This window comes from Bifidobacterium tibiigranuli, assembly GCF_009371885.1.
GTDB classification, from domain to species: Bacteria; Actinomycetota; Actinomycetes; order Actinomycetales; family Bifidobacteriaceae; genus Bifidobacterium; species Bifidobacterium tibiigranuli.
In genome coordinates this window covers 107,853-127,222 of the sequence record NZ_QLZA01000009.1, presented here as the reverse complement: position 1 = coordinate 127,222, position 19,370 = coordinate 107,853, and the positions used below count along the sequence as shown (strand labels likewise).

Below are 19,370 nucleotides of genomic sequence, written 5' to 3'. Positions count from 1 at the left end.
TTTCAGCACGACGACATGGACAATGCAACGGTAACGAGGTCATAAACGAGGCCAAGCTACTTGATGAAGGAGCTGGCTGGCATGTCCCATTTCTTCATGATCTTGTCGTAGGTGCCATCCGCCTTGATTTTCTTCAAGCCGGAGTTGATGGCCGCCAGCCGATCTTTGTCGGCCTTGCGCACGCAGGGGGCGACATCGTTGCTGAAATGCGGAGTCTCAGGATTGACGACGCGGATGGGCAGGCTCGGATTCTGCTTGAGGCTGTAAGCCGCAACGGGCTGATCGGTGATCGCCCCGTAGATGTCGCCGTTCACAATTGCCTGAACCATAGTCGCCTGGGAATCAAACAGCTTGACCTTGCCCGGAGAGAGCGTATTGAGCAAATCGGCATATGCCGTGCCGGTGACCGTCCCCAACGGCTTGCCTTTGAGCTGATCGTAATCCTTCACCGAAGTCTCGGATTTCTTGACGATGATAGCGTCATGCAGCACGTAGAACGGCTCGGAGAAATTGACTTGCTTTTGCCTTACTGGCGTGATGAACATGGCGTCGTTGGAGATGTCGATTTTGTTCGTATTCAAGCTGGCGATAAGCGTGGAGAAGCTGGTGACCGAGTTCTTAACCTTCCACCCATTCTCCTTCGCGATAGCCATCATGATATCGCCGTCGATGCCGGTGAGATTGCCGCTCTTGTCTATATAGGCAAGCGGCGCATCATTCGAAGTGCCGATCGTCACTGTTTCGGCGCTGGAAGCAGAGCTTCCGCTGCTGCTTGAACTGCTGGCGCTACCTGATCCGCACGCGCCGGCGAAGGCGAGCATGGCGACCGTGACGGCCGCAATCGCTGTTCTGGCAAACTTCTTCATGGAATTGTCCTCCTGTTGGTTGCCTGTCGAGTAGCGTTGTCCGGCCCAGTTGACGCTGCCTTGGTCTCGACTTGACATTGCCAACCGGTCCGCCGCTGGATGCGGGGCGCTGCTCGTTGCTATGACCCATATCCTTGCTGCGGGAAGGTCGTTTTCGATTTCGCCATGATTACACGGTCTTTTCGATTGGGCTATGACCACGTATTGCCTATATGTTCAACATGTTACGAAGCTCACACTCTGGCACATACTCAGTCGCCTTAAACCTTAGAAAACATTGGGTTTCACCACAGTAAAACGCGATATGCATTTCATATACATTATGGCCATATGATGTCAGTATTGGACATAATGCATATGTCGCAGTAGTTGGATACGAACCGGCGTAGATGCACGAACGAACAACCACCGGAAGGTTGGATGTTATGGCTTTGACGGTCAACGATCTGGCGCACGATACGAGTCTAGGCCTACTGCTGCGCGTCGAAGGATCCCCTGCGGCCATGAACCGGGAGATCTTCTGGTCGCACCCAACAGAGCTCATCAACCCACAGATGTTCTCGCAAAGCGACGAAATCATCGTGGCCTCAGGAGCGATGATTCTGCGCCGCACCCGCGCCAATGCTCGTGCTGTCGACGAAGCGGCCCGTGTCTTCATCGACAATATAGCCAGCGCCCACGTGTGTGCGCTGGCTTTCGGCACACGTTTGCTGCACAAAACCATTCCTCAGGTTCTGTTGGATTATGCGCGCAGCCGCGACTTGCCTGTTTTGGAAATACCTATCGAAGTACCGTTCTCACTGGTTATGAACGCTGTGGCGCTCGGAGTCGAATCACAGCGGCAAGCCCAACTTCGCCAAGCGTATTCGGATATGCGCAATCTTTTGCAAGCGGCGTCTTCGCAGGATCCAATACGGGCGTTGACTCTCAATCTGGCCACCAGCATCGGTGGGTGGTGCGTCTTGTTCACACCGTATGGCTCCGTGGCAGAGTCCTCGCATCTCAGCGTGCGAGACAGGGCGCTCACTGCGATGGGTGCACGAGCCAGTGACGAACGAAATCCTCAAAGCATGCGCGTAGAGGGCGACCATGTGCGCATCGTGCCACTGCGGTCTTCTGATGACACCGAATTGGGAACTTTAGTCGCGGGGTCTCGCATGGTACCAACCGAATTTGACCAAACTTTGATTACTTTCGCAGCAAGTCTGTTCGGGCTAGCTCTGTTCAGACGTCATGATCAAGACGAGACGCTCCAGCAGATGAGAAGCATCATGATGCGCAAAACCTTCGACGGCGATGCTGCAATGCTGAGCGATTTCACGAGAACGTTGTGGGATTGCGATATGCCCCGCGAACCATTGCGCGTCATCACTATTCATGGCTCTGCGAAAGAGCTGCGGTCCATTGCAACGGAAATCTCGCCAATTCGTCGATCGGGGAGCAAACATACTGACCGCATTTTTGGGCAAGTAGATTCATCGCTCTGGATCGTCACGTCCTCGCAGGCATATCGCCGCATGGTGAAAGTGCTGTCAGGCAAATACCCCGTCGCCATCGGAATTTCAGGCGTCTGCGATTGGCAAGGGCTGAAGGAGGCTCAGCGTCAGGCGCTGATTGCTTCAAGCAGAGCCGAAACAGCGACCTCCATGCGTACGACATTCCACGCAACCGAAGGCGACGAACAGTCTGGAAGCATCGCGCTCTTTGATGAGATGCCGCAGGCGCACGCAACGAATTCTGTAGTATCAGCCATCGATGAGGACGCTGCGCACATAATGGCGATTGCCTTAGCGCAGCGCTCCGATGAACTGTGCCACACCGTGCTGGTCTGGCTCTCCCAGCTGTGCAACAACGACCGCACAGCGAAATTCTTGGGAATCCATCGCCACACGCTCGCCAAACGGCTGAGCGACGCCGAACAGGCGCTGGGACGCTCACTCAACGATCCCCAGACCAGAGTCGAGCTATGGCTCGCGCTCAATGCGGAATACACGAAGCAGTCAGACGCCACGATTTCCGCACGATGACACCTACGCAATGACCACCTACCCCTCACCGTGCACTATCGATGCGCTGCCCCTGTTGTGACGCTAACTGGCGTCTGACGCTACAGTCCGGTCGCTAAGCCTTCCTTAGCGACCGGATTGTCGCGATATCCCCAAGTTAGCGCTACAAAACTGCCTATAACAGCCGCTTAGCGTCCGTTTTGTAGCGTCAGGTATAGGAGCCGACAGATTCATTTCCGAAGCAGAAGAGAATTCTTGGCTGCGAGGCCGGTTCACCGAGTTATGGACGAATCCCTTTATCTACACTACAGCACCTAGGCCTCGGCAAGCTTCATTTCCGCATAGCGGTTGATGGAGACATGTTGCTCGGCCGCCGCCAAGGCGAGTCGCCGATGCTCTTCGGGAGTGATGCGCAGCATGAATTTCCCGGAATAATGCTTGTCGTTAATCGGGGTAGGAACACGCTCCCCGTCTTCCTGCAGATCTTTGACGGTTTCCTCGACCACCATATGTAGGCCCTGCAGAGCCTCCAACTCATTCGAAGCGAGCCACGAAAGCCCAGAAAACTCCAAAACAGTCGCCACATATTCCCCGTCCTCGTCGGACCACTGAATACGGTATGTATACCGGCGCACGATGTCATTCATTGCCCATTTCCTCCTTCTTGTCAATGGCTTCCAACACTTGCCGTACTTGATACGTCTTGGCCTTACCATGATCGTTCTGTATATTGACGAAAGGTTTTCCTCGCCATGGCGTCTTATAGATATTGTGAGACGTTCCCTTATTCCTCGGTTTCCCGAAATAGCACTCGCAGACTTTCTCCAAATCTGCGAACCTGATTCCTGCCGGGTTGGCCCTCATCTCCTTGAGTATTGTCGTTATGCTCGTCATGTTCATTATAGTATCATTATTGATACTATGCAGTAACACGCAAAGAATAATCGGTCTCATGCGTCCGCCTCCCCGCCCCAGCTTTACACACAGCACTCCCCTACACCTCGCCCCGCCGGCTAATCCTCTCCGGGCGCATGGGCGCATGCGCCGCTATGATTGTGCAAACAGTCGTGTTCCTGCCTCTTGCAGAAGTATTTCGTGCCCGGCGCACGCGCCGGCGCGGTGAAAGGATGATGACCCATGGCCCCAGGCAAAGGCTTCCGCTCTGTCGCCCAATACAATGCCGCGCTTTTCGACTTGGACGGTGTGCTCACGCCGACAATCATTCTGCACAAGGCGGCTTGGAAACAGCTCTTCGATGAGGCGCTGCCCGATTCGGTGCCGCCGTACACGGAGCAGGACTACTTCACGTATGTGGACGGCAAGCCGCGCTACGACGGCGTGGCCTCGCTGCTGCAGAGCCGCAACATCGAGCTGCCGTGGGGCAGTCCGGGCGACGACCCGAGCATGCAGACGGTCTGCGGTCTGGGCAATCGCAAGAACGCAGTGTTCGAAAACCTGCTGCATGAGCAGGGCATCGCAGCCTATGACGACGTCGTGGATGTGCTGCGGCATCTCAAGGCCGCCGGACTGTACCTCGCGGTCGTGTCCAGCTCGCGCAACGCGACGGAAGTGCTGGAGACAGCGGGCATCATCGGCTTCTTCGACCGGGTCGTGGACGGCACCGTGCGCGCGGAGCAGGACTTGCGGGGCAAACCTGCGCCTGACACCTACGTGTACGCCGCGAAGATGCTGGGCATACCGCCCGACCATGCGGTGGTAATCGAGGACGCGCTCTCCGGCGTCGCGGCGGGGTCGGCGGGCGGCTTTGGCCTGGTCATCGGCGTCGATAGGGGCGTCGGGCGTGATCAGCTGCTCAAATCGGGCGCCGACCTCGTAGTGACCGAACTCGCGCAGATGATCGACGGCTCGTACGTGCACGATTACGGCCGCGTCTACGACCCGGCGCGCATCGGCGACCCGTTAAGCGACATTCGCAACCCCGTGCACCCTTGGGCCTTCATCGAAGCCGGCCCACCCACCGAGCAAAGCGCCACGCTGTTCTCCCTTTCGAACGGTGCCATCGGCATCCGCGGCGCAGGCGAAGAGCCGCGACGCCTCGGCTTCGGCACGTTCCTGAGCGGCTACCACGAGACCTTCACCATCAGGCATGCAGAGGATGCGTACGGCTACTCGCGAGTCGGCCAAGTCATCCAAGGCGTGCCGGATGCGACCGACTATCACTTCCTGATTGACGGCGTGCCGCTTGAGCACCCGATCAACTGCGCACAGCAGGTGGATTTCCGCACCGGCATCGCGCAGGAGCATCGCGAATATCAGATCGAGGACCTGCTGGTGCAGATCGATATCGAGCGCATGGTGTGCCTGTTCAATGAGAATCTGGCGGTCAGCAACGTGACCGTGCGCGTGGACAAGCCCGACACCGAGCTGATTGTGCGCATCGAGGCGCCGGCGAACGACAGTCTGCCCGACATCGAGCATTCCGACGACCCGCGCAAGATGGAGCAGCTGCTCGAAGGCGGCTTGCACGAGGTCGAACGACCGCCCATCGAAGAGGCCATGGGCCCGGCCGAACTGCATGCTTACCGCTGCGTGAGTTCGCATATGGCTATGGCTATGGGCGTGCTGCAGACCATCGACGGCAGACCGACCGGCACCAGCTTCAACGTGGTCGCCTCCCACGACGAGCCGGCGCATGCGACCCGTTACATCGCTTACCACACCGACCCGGTGAGCGGTCAGGGCATCCGCAATGGCCTGGTGCTGCCCGAAAGCAGAAGCCAGAACACCGACGAGCTGATTCGGCGCTGCGAAGCGACGCTGGCCGATGCGGCGGCGCTGGGCGAATCGGCCTTGCTCAACGAGCAGCGCGAATGGCTTGACGAGTTCTGGAAGGACTCGGATATCGAAGTGGAGGTGGACGCTGAAGCGGATGTGGATGCTGAGGCGGATGCGAGCGGCACGGGACTCGGCGTGCGCATCCAGCAGGTCATCCGCTGGGAGCTGTTCCAGCTCGCGCAGACCACGGCCTTCGTGCCCAACGGCATCGGTGCCAAGGGCCTGAGCGGCTCAGGCTATTCCGGGCATTACTTCTGGGATACCGAAACCTTCGTGCTGCCCTTCCTTACTTATACGCGACCCGATCAGGCCCGCGACGCGCTCTCCTTCCGCCACCGGATGCTGCCCGCCGCCCGCAAACGCGCCGCCGCGATGAGCGTGGACGGGGCGCTTTACCCCTGGCGCACCATCAACGGCGAGGAGGCCTCCGCCTTCTTCCCGGCCAGCACGGCGCAGTACCATATCGACGCCGACATCGCCTACGCGGTGATGCAGTATGCCGGAGTGTCCGGCGACTGGGACTACTTGGGCCGCGAAGGCATCGACATCCTCGTGGAGACGGCGCGTATGTGGGCCGATCTCGGCCGTTTCGGCAAGGACGGGCGCTTCCATATCAACTGCGTGACCGGCCCCGACGAGTACACCGCGCTCGTGGACGACAACTTCTACACCAACGCGATGGCGCAGTTCAACCTGGTTTCCGCTGCCGACGCACTTGAGCACTTCGATCACGACGATCCCCGGCTCGCCGCGCAGATTCGCCAGCGGCTGCACATCCGCCCCAACGAGCTGCGCGATTGGCGCATCGCCGCTGACGCGATGTGCCTGCTGCAGGACCCGGATTCCGGGCTGCATTTGCAGGACGCCCAGTTCCTGCACCGCGTGCCGTGGGACTTCAAGCGCAAGGCGGCCCGCCCGCTGCTGTTGCACTATCATCCGATGGAGATATATCGTCATCAGGTGCTCAAGCAAACCGATACGGTGCTCACGCTGTTCATGCTGTCCTCGCATTTCAGCCTCAATGAGAAGAAAACCGATTTCGACGTCTACGACCCGCTCACTACGGGCGATTCGACATTGTCATTGGCGACGCAGGCCATCATCGCATCCGAAGTCGGCTACCGCGACAAGGCCTACTCCTACTTCCTCCAATCGCTGTTCACCGATGTGGCCGACTTGCACGACAACACGAGCGACGGCATTCACTTGGCTGCGGCAGGCGGCATCTGGGGCCTGCTCGTCAACGGCTTCGGCGGACTGCGTGATTCAGGCGGCGAGACGGCCTGTATCGATCCGCGCCTGCCGAACCCCTGGCACAGCATGCGCTACCGGCTCGCCGTGCACGGCTCGCGATTCGAGGTGCTGGTCACCCGTGATGACGTGTCCGTAACCCGCATCTCCGGCGACCCGGTCGACTTCCAGATTCAGGGGCGCGCGGTGACTGTCTGAGGCACGAGGGCGGAGCAGCCATGCTGCTGCCTCCCGCCCCATGCCGCTACGTACACAAAAAGAGGTGCTGCTTGAGGCCACGATTACGTGGTTTCAAGCAGCACCTCTTTTGCGTATGGGATTCGGCTACCGGCCTGCCCGGGCCGGCCAGCTATGCGGCCGGCGGACCCGGAAGACCCGATCAGTCCGAATCGTTGCGGCGGGAGAGCTTGCGCAGACCCAGACCAGCGGCAGCCAAGGCCAGCATGGCGATCAGCGCGATTCCCACGCTGGCGCCAGTGGAAGCCAGGACGGACTGCGGCTGCTGGGCCGGCTTAGCCGGAGCGGCAGGAGCAGGCTTGGCAGGAGCCTTCGGAGCCGGAGTCTTGCCCGGAGCAGCAGGAGCAGCAGGCACATCAACGCCCAGCGTTCCCGTAGCCGTCTTGCCGTTCTCGTCAGTCACCGTGTACTTCTGCGGCGTTGCCTTGCCGGAGAAGCCCTTGGCAGGAGTGAAGGTGGCGACCGGCTGGCCATCGACGACCTTGATCGTCCACGTGCCCTCGCCGGGAACTTCCTTCACGGTCTTGCCGTTGTCGAACACAGCCGACTTGATCGGAGCAGAACCAGGCTTGGCGGTCGGGGTCAGCGTCACCGGCTGGCCGGGCTTGGTCGTAGCGGTCTTGTCACCAGTCTTCGGAGGAACCGGAGTAGCAGGAACATCAACCGTCAGCGTGCCGTCAGCCGTCTTGCCGTTCCCGTCCTTCACCGTGTACTTCTGCGAATCGGGCGAACCCTTGAAGCCAGGCTCCGGAGTGAAGGTGACGACCGGCTGGCCGTCCTTCAGCTCGATCTTCCACATACCCTGACCAGGAACAACCTTCGTGTCCTTGCCATTATCGAACACAGCAGACACGATCGGGGCGGTACCCGGCTTGGCAGTCGGGGTCAGCGTCACCGGAGCACCCGGCTCGGCAGTCACCGTCTTGTCGCCGGTCACCGGCGGCGTGTTGACGGTCACATCGAGCGAGCCATCGGCAGTCAGACCATTCTCGTCCCTCACCGTGTACTTCTGCGGCGTGGTCTTGCCAGTGAAGCCCTTGACCGGAGCAAACACCGCAACCGGCTGACCGTCAACGACCTTGATCGTCCACGTGCCTTCACCAGGAACCGTCTTCGTGTCCTTGCCATTATCGAACACAGCAGACTTGATCGGAGCGGTACCCGGCTTGGCGGTCGGAGCCAGCGTCACCGGAGCACCCGGATCGGTCGCAGCCGACTTGTCGCCAGTCGTCGGAGGAGTCAGCGCCGGAACGTCAATCGTCAACGTACCGTCGGCGGTCTTGCCGTTCTTATCCTTCACCGTGTACTTCTGCGAATCGGGCGAACCCTTGAAGCCGGGCTCCGGAGTGAAGGTAGCAACCGGCTGGCCGTCCTTCAATTCCACAGTCCACGTGCCCTGACCGGGAACAACCTTCTTAGGCTGACCATTGTCGAACACAACCGACGTAATCGGCGCAGAACCAGGCTTCGTCACCGGCTTGAGCGTCACCGGAGCACCAGGCTTCGCAGTCGTCGACTGATCGCCCGTGGCCGGAGGAGCACTGATCGTCACCGTGAGGGTGCCGTCAGCGGTCTTGCCGTTCTCGTCCTTCACCGTGTACTTCTGCGGAGTGGTCTTGCCAGTGAAGCCGTCAATCGGGGTGAAGGTCGCGACCGGCTGGCCGTCCTTCAGCTCGATCGTCCACGTACCCTCACTAGGAACGTCCTTCGTGGGCTGACCATTGTCGAACACAGCCGACGCGATCGGAGCAGAACCAGGCTTGGTCACGGGGGCCAGCGTCACCGGCTTGCCCGGATCAGTCGTCGCGGACTTGTCGCCAGTGGTAGGCGGCGTGACAGGAGCAGCAGGAACATTGATCGTCAACGTGCCATCAGCCGTCTTGCCGCTCCCGTCCGTCACCGTGTACTTCTGCGGATCAGGCGAGCCCTTGAAACCAGGCTCCGGAGTGAACACCACAACAGGCTGCCCATCCTTGAGCTCCACAGTCCACGTGCCCTGACTAGGAACAACCTTCTTAGGCTGACCATTGTCAAACGCCACGGACTTGATCGGCGCAGAGCCAGGCTTGGTCACCGGATTCAGTGTTACCGGCTTGCCAGGCTCGCCCGTCTCGGACTTATCACCCGTGGTGGGCGGAGTGACCGGAGCCGGCGCATTGACTGTCACATCCAGCTTGCCAGTAGCGGTCAGGCCGTTCTCGTCAGTCACCGTGTACGGCTGAGGAGTCGTCTTGCCAGTGAAACCATCAGCAGGAGTGAACACCGGCACAGGCTGTCCGTCCTTCAGCTCGATCGTCCACGTGCCCTCACCAGGAACGTCCTTCGTGGGCTGACCGTCGTCGAACACGACCGACTTGATCGGCGCAGAACCAGGCTTGGTCACGGGGACCAGCGTCACCGGCTTGCCCGGATCAGTCGTCCCGGAATTGTCACCAGTCGTGGGCGGCGTATTCACCGTCACGTCCAGCTTGCCTGTAGCGGTCTTGCCGTTCTCGTCCGTCACTGTGTATGGCTGCTCAGTGGTCTTGCCAGTGAAGCCATCGGCAGGAGTGAACACCGCGACCGGCTGGCCGTTGTCGCCCAGCTTGATTGACCAGGAACCTTCACCAGGAACGTCCTTGGCGGTCTTGCCGTTATCGAAGGTCACCGTGGTGAACTTCTGCGACGTGCCGAAGCCCGTCTCGGGGTTCAACGTCACCGGAGTCTTCGGATCGGTCGTAGCCGACTGATCCTTCGCGCTCGGCGGCATGGTGATGGTCACGTCAAGCTTGCCCGTAGCGGTCTTGCCGTTGCCATCCGTCACCGTGTACTGCTGCGGCGTGGTCTTGCCAGTGAAGCCCTTGTCCGGAGTGAAGGTAGCGACCGGCTGGCCATCGACGACCTTGATCGTCCACACGCCCTCACCAGGAACCGTCTTCGTGTCCTTGCCATTATCGAACACAACCGACGTGATCGGAGCAGAACCAGGCTTCGCAGTCGGAGCCAACGTCACCGGAGTACCCGGATCAGTCGCCGCGGACTTGTCGCCCGTAGTCGGAGGCGTGACAGGAGCAGCCGGAACATTAATCGTCAACGTACCGTCAGCCGTCTTGCCATTCTCATCCGTCACCGTGTACTTCTGCGGATCAGGAGAACCCTTGAAATCAGGCTCCGGAGTGAACACCACAACTGGCTGACCGTCAACGACCTTGATCGTCCACGTACCCTGACCAGGAACAACCTTCGTGTCCTTGCCATTGTCAAACACAGCAGACATGATCGGCGAAGAGCCAGGAGTCGTCACCGGATTGAGCGTCACCAGAGCACCCGGTTCAGCAGTCACCGTCTTGTCGCCAGTCTTCGGCGGAACCGGAGCAGGCGGGTTGATCGTCACGTTGAGCGTGCCGTCAGCCGTCAGCTTGTTCGCATCGGTCACCGTGTACTTCTGCGCAGTGACCTTGCCGGAGTAGTCCTTGTCGGGGGTGAAGGTCGCAACAGGCTGGCCATTGTCCAGCTTGATCGACCAAGAGCCCTCGCCGGGAACCGTCTTCGTATCCTTGCCATTGTCGAACGCCACCGCAGTGATGTCGCCCGAACCAGGCTTGGTCACCGGATTGAGCGTCGCCGTCGTATTCGGATCGATGGTCTTCGAAGCGTCACCGGTCGTCGGCGGCGCGAGAACCGTCACGTCCAGCTTGGCGGTAGCAGTCAGGCCGTTCTCATCCGTAACCGTATACGGCTGAGGAGTGGTCTTGCCAGTGAAACCATCGGCAGGAGTGAACACAGCGACCGGCTGGCCATTGTCCAGCTTGACAGTCCAGGTGCCCTCATTGGGGACATCCTTCGTGGGCTGGCCGTTGTCGAACACGACAGACTTGATCGGCGAAGAGCCAGGAGTGGTCTTCGGAGCCAGCGTCACCGGCGTCTTCGGATTGGTCGTCGCGGACTTGTCACCGGTCGTGGGCGGCGTATTCACCGTCACGTCCAGCTTGCCCGTAGCGGTCTTGCCGTTCTCGTCCGTCACCGTGTATGGCTGCGAAGTCGTCTTGCCAGTGAAGCCGTCCTCGGGAGTGAACACCGCAACAGGCTGCCCATCCTTGAGCTCGACCGTCCACGTGCCTTCGCCAGGAACGTCCTTCGTGGGCTGACCGTCGTCGAACACGACCGACTTGATCGGCGCAGAACCAGGCTTGGTCACGGGGACCAGCGTCACCGGCTTGCCCGGATCAGTCGTCGCCGACTTGTCGCCAGTCTTCGGCGGAACCGGAGCAGGCGGGTTGATCGTCACGTTGAGCGTGCCGTCAGCCGTCTTGCCGTTCGAATCAGTCACCGTGTACTTCTGCGCAGTGACCTTGCCTGAATAATCCTTGAGCGGGGTGAACGTGGCGACCGGCTGGCCATTGTCGTCCAGCTTGATCGACCAGGTGCCCTCGCCCGGAACCACCAGCGTCTTGCCACCATCAGTCGCAGCAGGATCATCGAACTTCACATCGGTGATGTCACCGGAGCCGGGAACCGTCTTCGGGGTCAGCGTGGCCGTCGTATTCGGATCGATGGTCTTGGACGCATCGCCCGTGGTAGGCGGCGTGAGCGGCTTGTTGACCGTCACGTCAAGGTTCGCCTTGGCGGTCAGGCCGTTCTCGTCCGTCACCGTGTACGGCTGCTCAGTGGTCTTGCCAGTGAAGCCATCGGCAGGAGTGAACACCGCGGTCGGCTGGCCGTTGTCACCCAGCTTGATCGTCCACACGCCCTCGCCGTCAACCGTCTTCGTGGTATCGCCATTGTCGAAGGTTACCTTGGTGAACTTCTGCGACGTACCGAACGTGGTATCAGGATCCAGCGTCACCGGAGTCTTCGGATCGGTCGTAGCCGACTTATCCGAAGCGGTCGGAGGAGCGAGAACCGTCACATCAAGGTTGGCGGTAGCGGTCAGGCCGTTCTCATCCGTCACAATGTACGGCTGCGGCGTGGTCTTGCCGGTGAAGCCGTCCACCGGAGTAAACACCGCGGTCGGCTGGCCGTTGTCACCCAGCTTGATCGTCCACGTGCCCTCGTTCGGAACCGTCTTCGTGGTCGCGCCCTTGTCATCGAACGCAACGCCAGTGAACTTCTGCGACGTGCCGAAGCCAGTCTCAGGGTTCAGTGTCACCGGAGTGCTCGGATTGGTCATAGCCGACTTATCCTTCGCAGTCGGAGGCGTGTTGATGGTCACGGAAAGCGTGCCGTCAGCGGTCTTGTCGTTCTCATCGGTCACTGTGTATTTCTGATCGGTGACCTTGCCCGTGAAGCCCTTGTCCGGAGTGAAGGTCGCGACCGGCTGGCCGTCCTTCAGCTCGACCGTCCAAGTGCCCTGACCAGGAACGTCCTTCGTGGGCTGGTTGTTGTCGAACACGACCGACTTGATCGGAGCCGAGCCAGGAGTCGTCACCGGGTTCAACGTCACCGGAGTATCCGGATTCGTTGTAGCCGACTTGTCGCCCGTTGTAGGAGGCGTGAGCGGCTTGTTCACTGTCACGTCAAGGTTCGCCTTGGCGGTCAGGCCGTTCTCGTCCGTCACGATGTACGGCTGCGGAGTCGTCTTGCCCGTGAAGCCATCGACAGGAGTGAACACAGCCTCAGGCTGGCCCTTGTCGTTCAGCTTGATCGTCCACGTGCCCTCGCCAGGAACATCCTTCGTAGTCGCGCCCTTGTCATCAAACGCAACGCCAGTGAACTTCTGCGACGTGCCGAACGTGGTATCAGGATCCAAGGTCACCGGAGTCTTCGGATCGGTCGTAGCCGACTTATCCGAAGCGGTCGGCGGCGCGAGAACCGTCACATCAAGGTTGGCGGTAGCGGTCAGGCCGTTCTCGTCCGTCACGATGTACGGCACGGCAGTCGTCTTGCCGGTGAAGCCATCCACCGGGGTGAACACCGCGGTCGGCTGGCCGTTATCGCCCAGCTTAATCGTCCACGTGCCCTCACCATCGACCGTCTTCGTGGTCGCGCCCTTGTCATCGAACGCAACGCCAGTGAACTTCTTAGACGTGCCGAAACCAGTCTCAGGGTTCAAGGTCACCGGAGTGCTCGGATTCGTCGTCGCCGACTTATCCTTCGCGCTCGGCGGCTCGTTGATGGTCACGTCCAGCTTGCCGGTGGCGGTCAGCTTGTTCGAATCCGTCACCGTGTACTGCTGCTCGGTGACCGGACCGGAGTAGTCCTTGTCCGGAGCGAACGTCGCGACCGGCTGGCCATTGTCCAGCTTGATCGTCCACGTGCCCTCGTTCGGGACCACCAGCGTCTTGCCGCCATCAGTCGCAGCAGGATCAGTAAACTTCACATCGGTGATGTCGCCGGAACCAGGCTTGGTCACCGGATTGAGCGTCGCCGTCTGATTCGGGTTGATCGTCTTGGACGCATCGCCCGTCGTCGGAGGAGCGAGAACCGTCACATCAAGGTTGGCGGTAGCGGTCAGGCCGTTCTCATCCGTCACCGTGTACGGCACAGAAGTGGTCTTGCCAGTGAAGCCATCCACCGGGGTGAACACCGCCTCAGGCTGACCCTTATCATTCAGAGAGATGGTCCAAGAGCCCTCGCTAGGAACGTCCTTCGTGGTTGCGCCCGACTTATCGAACGCCACACCAGTGAACGTCTGCGACGTACCGAAACCAGTCTCAGGATCCAAGGTCACCGGAGTCTTCGGATTCGTCGTCGCCGACTTATCCTTCGCAGTCGGAGGAGCGAGAACCGTCACATCAAGATTCGCCGTCGCAGTCTTGCCGTTCTCATCCGTCACAATGTACGGCTGCGGAGTCGCCGTGCCGGTGAAACCATCAACAGGCGTGAACACCGCCTCAGGCTTGCCTTCGTCGTTCAGCTTGATCGTCCACGTGCCTTCGCCAGAAACGTCCTTCGTGGTCGTGCCCTTATCATCGAATGCAACCGAAGTGAACGTCTGCGACGTGCCAAAGCCAGTCTCAGGGTTCAAGGTCACCGGAGTACTCGGCTTCGTCGTAGCCGACTTATCCTGCGCGGTCGGGCCAGTAATCGCCGCAACCGTCACATCGAGGTTTGCCGTAGCAGTCAGATTGTTCTCATCCGTCACGATGTACGGCTGAGTCGTTGCCTTGCCAGTGAAATCAGCATCAGGAGTGAAAGTCGCAACCGGCTGACCATCGTCGCCCAGTGCGATCGTCCATGTGCCTTCGCCCGGAACCGTCTTCGTGGTAGCACCCGACTTGTCGAACGCAACCGAAGTGAACTTCTGCGAGGTGCCGAAGCCAGTCGTCGGCTTCAGATCCACCGCAACACCCGGCTGGGTCGTAGCGGACGAGTTCTGCGCGGTCGGGCCCTCGATGGCGGTCAACGTCGCAGGAGTCTGCGGCCCGTCCATGCCGATTGTCGACTCGATATTCGAAGAGCCGTTGGTGAGATCCCCCGCCTTCGTAGGCGTGACATCCACCGTGATGGTGCATGTCGTGGGAGTCGCGGCCGAAGAGCCGCCATTAAGAACGCCTTTATTGATGCCGATGCTGCTGTCGCCAGCGTTAGCGGTCACGTCCGCCTTGCAAGAGCCATTATTGCCGTCTGCCTTCACATTCGGCGTATTCGCAACAACGAGTCCATCCGGAAGGGCATCAGTGAACGCCCAGCCGTTCTTCGTGCCGTTATCAGTGCGGTTGTTGACCGTCAGCGTCAGCGTCGACGTATCGCCGACCTTAACCGAGGTCGGGTTGAAGGACTTGGTCAGGTACGGAGACACATCCAGCACGCGAATGTTGTCGATGGCACCGTCGTTGCCGTTGGCGGGACCGTTGACAGTTCCGGCGCCGTGACCGGTTGAACTGGCTGTGGAAGCATTGTTCAGCTTCAAGCCAATGTTGACTTTGTTGGAATCAGCGGAGATCAGATACGCATCGCTGTAGTATGTGCCAACAGCACCTGTAGTGGCCCAATCTGGGAGTACATCGGTAAATTTACTTTTCACGCTGAAAGTCTGAGCGTTATCCAATTTACACGGATTGATGGTGCCGTTGGTGAGCGACTTGTCGCCACTGGGCAAGCCAGTCATCACGAAGCTCAGTTCAGGCGTTGCCTGATTGCATCCCGTTGCCGCAGCATCGACCGCAAGCTCGATGAAGCGGTTGGTAGATACGCTAATGGGATTGCCATTCGTCGTGAACATCGGGTCAGCCGGGGGCGTGCCGCCAGAAGTATTCGTGGACAGCGCGTGATTGGTCATATTGCCATTGTTCGGGTCACTCACATTCGCCAAGGCATAGGCTTTGGCGCGTACAGCGTCATAATCGCCCATGTTATTGCCCGTGGGATCCCCGTTTTTCCCGCAGTATGTGTTGAACACATCGCTCTGGCTGAGCACCATGCCGCCGCTGGCGATGAAGCCGTTGCAGTACTTCGAATCGAGCCAGTAGTCCGACGCGGTATAGGTAATCGGTTTGCCATCGCTACCGTTGGATGCCGAATCATAGCCGCTCAATGCGGTCGGCGTTGAACCGCTGACGTTCTCAAAATCCTCGGTGTAAATCGGCATCGGCGTCGCCGGATTCACCGGCGTGTCACCATCGCCTGCGAATGCGGGAGCCGGAGCCACAATGGAAATCCCCACCAGCATCGCAATCGTCGAAATAAACGCGACGATCGAACGCATAACCCTCTTGCTATCAAACTTTTGCATCTATTCACCCACCCCAACTTGCTCTAATCCCTTATTCATTCAAGGTCCTTCCTCAATCGGTAACACTGTTTCCTGCACTGTTCGCTCAGCTTTATGCAGCCGAAACTGCGTGTCCAGAGCGCGATCGCGTCGCACTCTCCCAGAGCGTTCAAAGCCGCAAACCCCTTCAATTCGCATGGAATAGGCAGCTTTTATACAGTCTGTTTCCAAATACTACTTGGTCTTGATTGCCGAAGTATTATTGAGCAAACGTTTACGTGATGCAGCTCACAGATAAGAATAGAGTCCTGATAAAGCAGATTTTCAATGATTTTCCACGACTCTATAAGTCTTCTAAAACCGGCCCCGCACCGCCTCGTAGCGACCAAATACGTTGCGAATAAGCGGAAGCTTCATGCCCACGCCGAAATGCCGCTATACATTATCCTCGTGCGCATAACCTTGCCGTGTCCCCGCAAGACAGTACACCTCACCCTCTTCAATCACCAAAGTACTACACACAAGTATGAGTATTTAGTCTTTGGGTTTAACGATTCAATACGGGCATTCTGCCGTTAAACTGCCCTCAAACGTCGCAGCCTCTGCAACGCTCTTTGCACAAAGCCTGCAATCAACGCCTCTTCAAATCAAGAATAAGATTGCGCGGTTTATTGGGGAATGAGGTAAATCCCTGCCTCACGTACCATTGCACCAGATCATCGTTCAACGCCTGCACATACATGGCTCTGCAGCCGACGTTATCAGCCAGGTTTTGAGCAATGGAGATTGCTTCTTGAATAAGGAGAGGACCTTGGGGAGCGCAACCTATTTTCTCCCGGTTCTCACCCCGAAATCTTGAATCCACACCGAATTGCCCGAGCAGAATACAGGGGATGTTGCCCTGTTGAAGATCTATCCCGTCCTTCACCGGGTCAGGCAGTATTCTCTTCTGCAAGTAATACATGTTCAACGAGAAAAAGCCAATAATCACGTCACTTGCATCGAGAGCGACATACACAGTGCAGCCGCGCTGTTCCTGCTGTTCCACAGCATTCTTCTGGAACCACATATCAATCGTCGGCTCCCCACAAGAGAAGTCGACGATATCAATATCGGGGTTGAGTCTGACTATCCTTTGCCAGAGTTCGCCTGCCATACGTTCCTCCGAGCGCTTCTCAATTGGAGAGTACGGATTGGAGCCAATCTGCATCTTCTTGAGAGATAAACATCCGATCCGAGACATCAGCCAGATCGGGAATCGGCGCGGAGTGCTCCATGCCAGGGTTGGCCTGCAGCGCGGAATAATAGCTCAGCATGCTTTCGGGCGTAATAATCTGATTCGAGGTATCTCGGACATCAGACCAAGGCTTCTCCGCATGGCTCATTTTCTCCAAATCATCGCCAAGCTTGTGATCGTCCTTGCCCTCGTACAGAGCAAGAACCCGGTCCACTAAAGCCCGCTCCTCCAGCGTCAAAGCATCGGCATCGCCGCCAGTCACTTCACGCGCGAATACGTAGCGTCTGCCGCGGCAATACGGGTATACGGATTTGACGACGGGACCATGTTCCCATGCCTGAATCTCATCTTCAAAGAGCGGCCGGTCCCTTGCCACCAACATCCATGACTGGCAGTAATACAGTAACTTCTGCAGCGCAAAAGCGGTGGTCATATGGTTACGCGCCTCTCGTTGCTCTAAAATATAACGCGCTACGTCAACAGCCTTTGCCATATCAATCACCTCCCTATTCCGGTGTTCATTCTATCCATAAGAGCACCGGTATATCAATTGCCGTATTTTGCAAATTCGAAATATTATTCTGCCCCCAGCGTCTATGCCTCAGGTGCTGCGTTCTCTTCTAGGCCGTCCGAACCTTCTACGCCTTTCGAGTCTTCCGCATCATTGTCTCCACCCGAGCCACGCGGTTTCTTCGCCTTCGGCGGGTAGCCCGAGCGCCATACGAACGCGGTTGCACCGATGAACCCGCCCGCGAGCACGACGATCCACCACGGGAAGCGGGGCAGCGTCGATGGCTTGCGCGCCGCCGCGATATCCGCCTTCGGCGTGGGGTAGATGCGCTCGCCCGTGACCAGGATGCGCTGCGAGTTGATGCCCAGCGGCGTGCAGGTCACCAGCGTCACGAGGTCCTTCTTTGGGTCGGCCTTCAGCGCGGCCGTGTCGGACGGGTCGACGACCCGGATGTCGAAGACCTTGTAGCTCAGCACCTGATCCAGCACCTCAATGGTGAATGTATCGCCCTTCTTGACCTTGTTGAGGTTGGTGAACATCGTGGCCGTGGCCAGCCCGCGGTGGCCGGTGAGCACCGCGTGCGTCCCCTTCCCGCCCACAGGCAGCGATGTGCCCTCCAAATGGCCGACGCCTTTGAGCAGTGTGGCGTCCGACGTCCCGTGATAGATCGGCAGATCGACGTCGATCGAGGGCACACGCAAGCGGGCCATCACGCCCGAGGGGGTGACCAGAATATTGTTGTAGTCCAGCGACTCGTTCGGGTCCTGGCTCGTGCCCGAGCCGGTCGGAATGCGGTGGTTCGCTTCCAGCACAGCCCCCGAGGAAAGCGCATCGTTGTATTCGTGCGCATCCTTGAGCTGCTGCACGATGGAAGGCTCCAGCTTTCCTGATTTGATCTGCTGGGTGCTGTCGTCAATCAGCCGCGACTGGTCGTACTGCGAGAACCAGTCCGCCGCCGTGGGATACATGAGCACCCCTAGGCCCGCCAGCACCAGCAGCGCCGGAATCAGCGCATAAAGGCGTAGTCTCCACTTGGGTCTTGCACTCTTGTTTCCGCCGGCATTCGCCGTAGATGCCGCCTCAGCCGGTGTCACCGCAGCCGCCGAAGAACGATGCCTTGGATTGGCCTCTGTGTCGTTATGCCGTGTAAACATTGCGCCCCGTCATCATCCCGATTCCGCCGAATTCGTCACGCCGTGCCCATCACGCCCCAGCGCCGCAATCCCTGCAGCAATCATCAATTCATGAAATATCGTATTCCATGATATCAGCCCGCCCGTCAACGGCCATTGTGCAACCGGCCCGAGTTCCGAACGGCAGTCTCATTCAATGGGGCCGCGGATGCGACAATGACGCAACAGAGAAGTGCCGCAAACCGTATCGCTCAAGAGATGGTGATGGTTGCGTGGCGTCCCATCGCCTTCGCAAGGGCATCCATCGTACGGAACGAAGGGATGGTCCTCCCCTTCTCGATGCGGTTGATAGTGGAACGGGAGACATTCGCCTTTTCGGACAGTTGCTCCTGGGTCATGCCAGCCGATTCGCGGGCCTGACTGAGCACTACGGCAGCATCCAGCCGATGCTCTTCCTCGTCAATGAGTGCAGCCATCTCAGGATTCTGACGCGCACGATTGTAATGATCATTAAAACGCACTGCAGACATAAACATAGTGTAGCATTTTCTCTACATTTTTGCGATTCAGCTAAATTCAGCCGAACTTCCAGATATCGACTCCCGTGTAAGCTGGGAAGTCAGGTGACGTTGGCGCACTAGACTCTATTTCCAGGCGCAATGCTTGCCATGCGTTAAAATGCTACGAAAATGCATAATAAT

General features: G+C 58.7%; 10 protein-coding genes. 2 read left to right on the top strand and 8 right to left on the bottom strand.

The window, feature by feature from the left end:
• Window positions 1-56: 56 nt before the first annotated feature.
• Window positions 57-866: a substrate-binding periplasmic protein gene (locus DDF78_RS08990; protein WP_162000666.1), complete on the bottom strand. Its 810-nt coding sequence runs from the start codon at window positions 864-866 to the stop codon at window positions 57-59.
• Between the two features lie 425 nt (window positions 867-1,291).
• On the opposite strand from DDF78_RS08990, the gene DDF78_RS08985 reads away from it, so the two are divergent.
• A complete protein-coding gene (locus DDF78_RS08985) occupies window positions 1,292-2,893 on the top strand; it encodes a PucR family transcriptional regulator (protein ID WP_162000665.1) in 1,602 nt (533 codons plus the stop codon).
• 293 nt (window positions 2,894-3,186) lie between these two features.
• Here the strand turns inward: DDF78_RS08985 and DDF78_RS08980 are convergent, their stop codons facing one another.
• Both DDF78_RS08980 and DDF78_RS08975 read right to left on the bottom strand, forming a co-directional pair.
• The gene (locus DDF78_RS08980; protein ID WP_152580223.1) at window positions 3,187-3,519 is read right to left on the bottom strand and encodes a type II toxin-antitoxin system HicB family antitoxin; all 333 of its coding nucleotides are present in this window, start codon (window positions 3,517-3,519) and stop codon (window positions 3,187-3,189) included.
• Window positions 3,512-3,772 carry a hypothetical protein gene (locus tag DDF78_RS08975; RefSeq protein WP_237564622.1) on the bottom strand — a complete coding sequence of 87 codons (261 nt, stop codon included), beginning with the start codon at window positions 3,770-3,772 and terminating at the stop codon, window positions 3,512-3,514. The genes DDF78_RS08980 and DDF78_RS08975 overlap by 8 nt, the downstream gene beginning before the upstream one ends.
• A 237-nt stretch (window positions 3,773-4,009) precedes the next feature.
• Between DDF78_RS08975 and DDF78_RS08970 the strand changes: the two genes are divergently transcribed.
• A complete protein-coding gene (locus DDF78_RS08970) occupies window positions 4,010-7,117 on the top strand; it encodes an HAD-IA family hydrolase (RefSeq protein WP_152580222.1) in 3,108 nt (1,035 codons plus the stop codon).
• 181 nt (window positions 7,118-7,298) lie between these two features.
• Here DDF78_RS08970 and DDF78_RS08965 read toward each other — a convergent pair whose 3' ends face one another.
• From DDF78_RS08965 to DDF78_RS08945, 5 genes are all read right to left on the bottom strand, one after another.
• The gene (locus tag DDF78_RS08965) at window positions 7,299-15,782 is read right to left on the bottom strand and encodes an Ig-like domain-containing protein (RefSeq protein ID WP_162000664.1); all 8,484 of its coding nucleotides are present in this window, start codon (window positions 15,780-15,782) and stop codon (window positions 7,299-7,301) included.
• Window positions 15,783-16,419: 637 nt separating this feature from the next.
• Window positions 16,420-16,944 (bottom strand): GNAT family N-acetyltransferase, encoded by a 525-nt coding sequence (locus tag DDF78_RS08960; RefSeq protein ID WP_152580220.1) that lies wholly within the window; start codon window positions 16,942-16,944, stop codon window positions 16,420-16,422.
• Between the two features lie 19 nt (window positions 16,945-16,963).
• Window positions 16,964-17,518, bottom strand: a complete 555-nt coding sequence (locus tag DDF78_RS08955) for a Panacea domain-containing protein (RefSeq protein WP_152580219.1) — start codon at window positions 17,516-17,518, stop codon at window positions 16,964-16,966.
• A gap of 101 nt (window positions 17,519-17,619) precedes the next feature.
• On the bottom strand, window positions 17,620-18,690 hold the full coding sequence (locus tag DDF78_RS08950) for a class C sortase (protein ID WP_152580218.1): 1,071 nt from the start codon (window positions 18,688-18,690) through the stop codon (window positions 17,620-17,622).
• Window positions 18,691-18,920: 230 nt separating this feature from the next.
• A complete protein-coding gene (locus tag DDF78_RS08945) occupies window positions 18,921-19,145 on the bottom strand; it encodes a helix-turn-helix transcriptional regulator (RefSeq protein ID WP_237564621.1) in 225 nt (74 codons plus the stop codon).
• Between the last annotated feature and the right edge of the window lie 225 nt (window positions 19,146-19,370).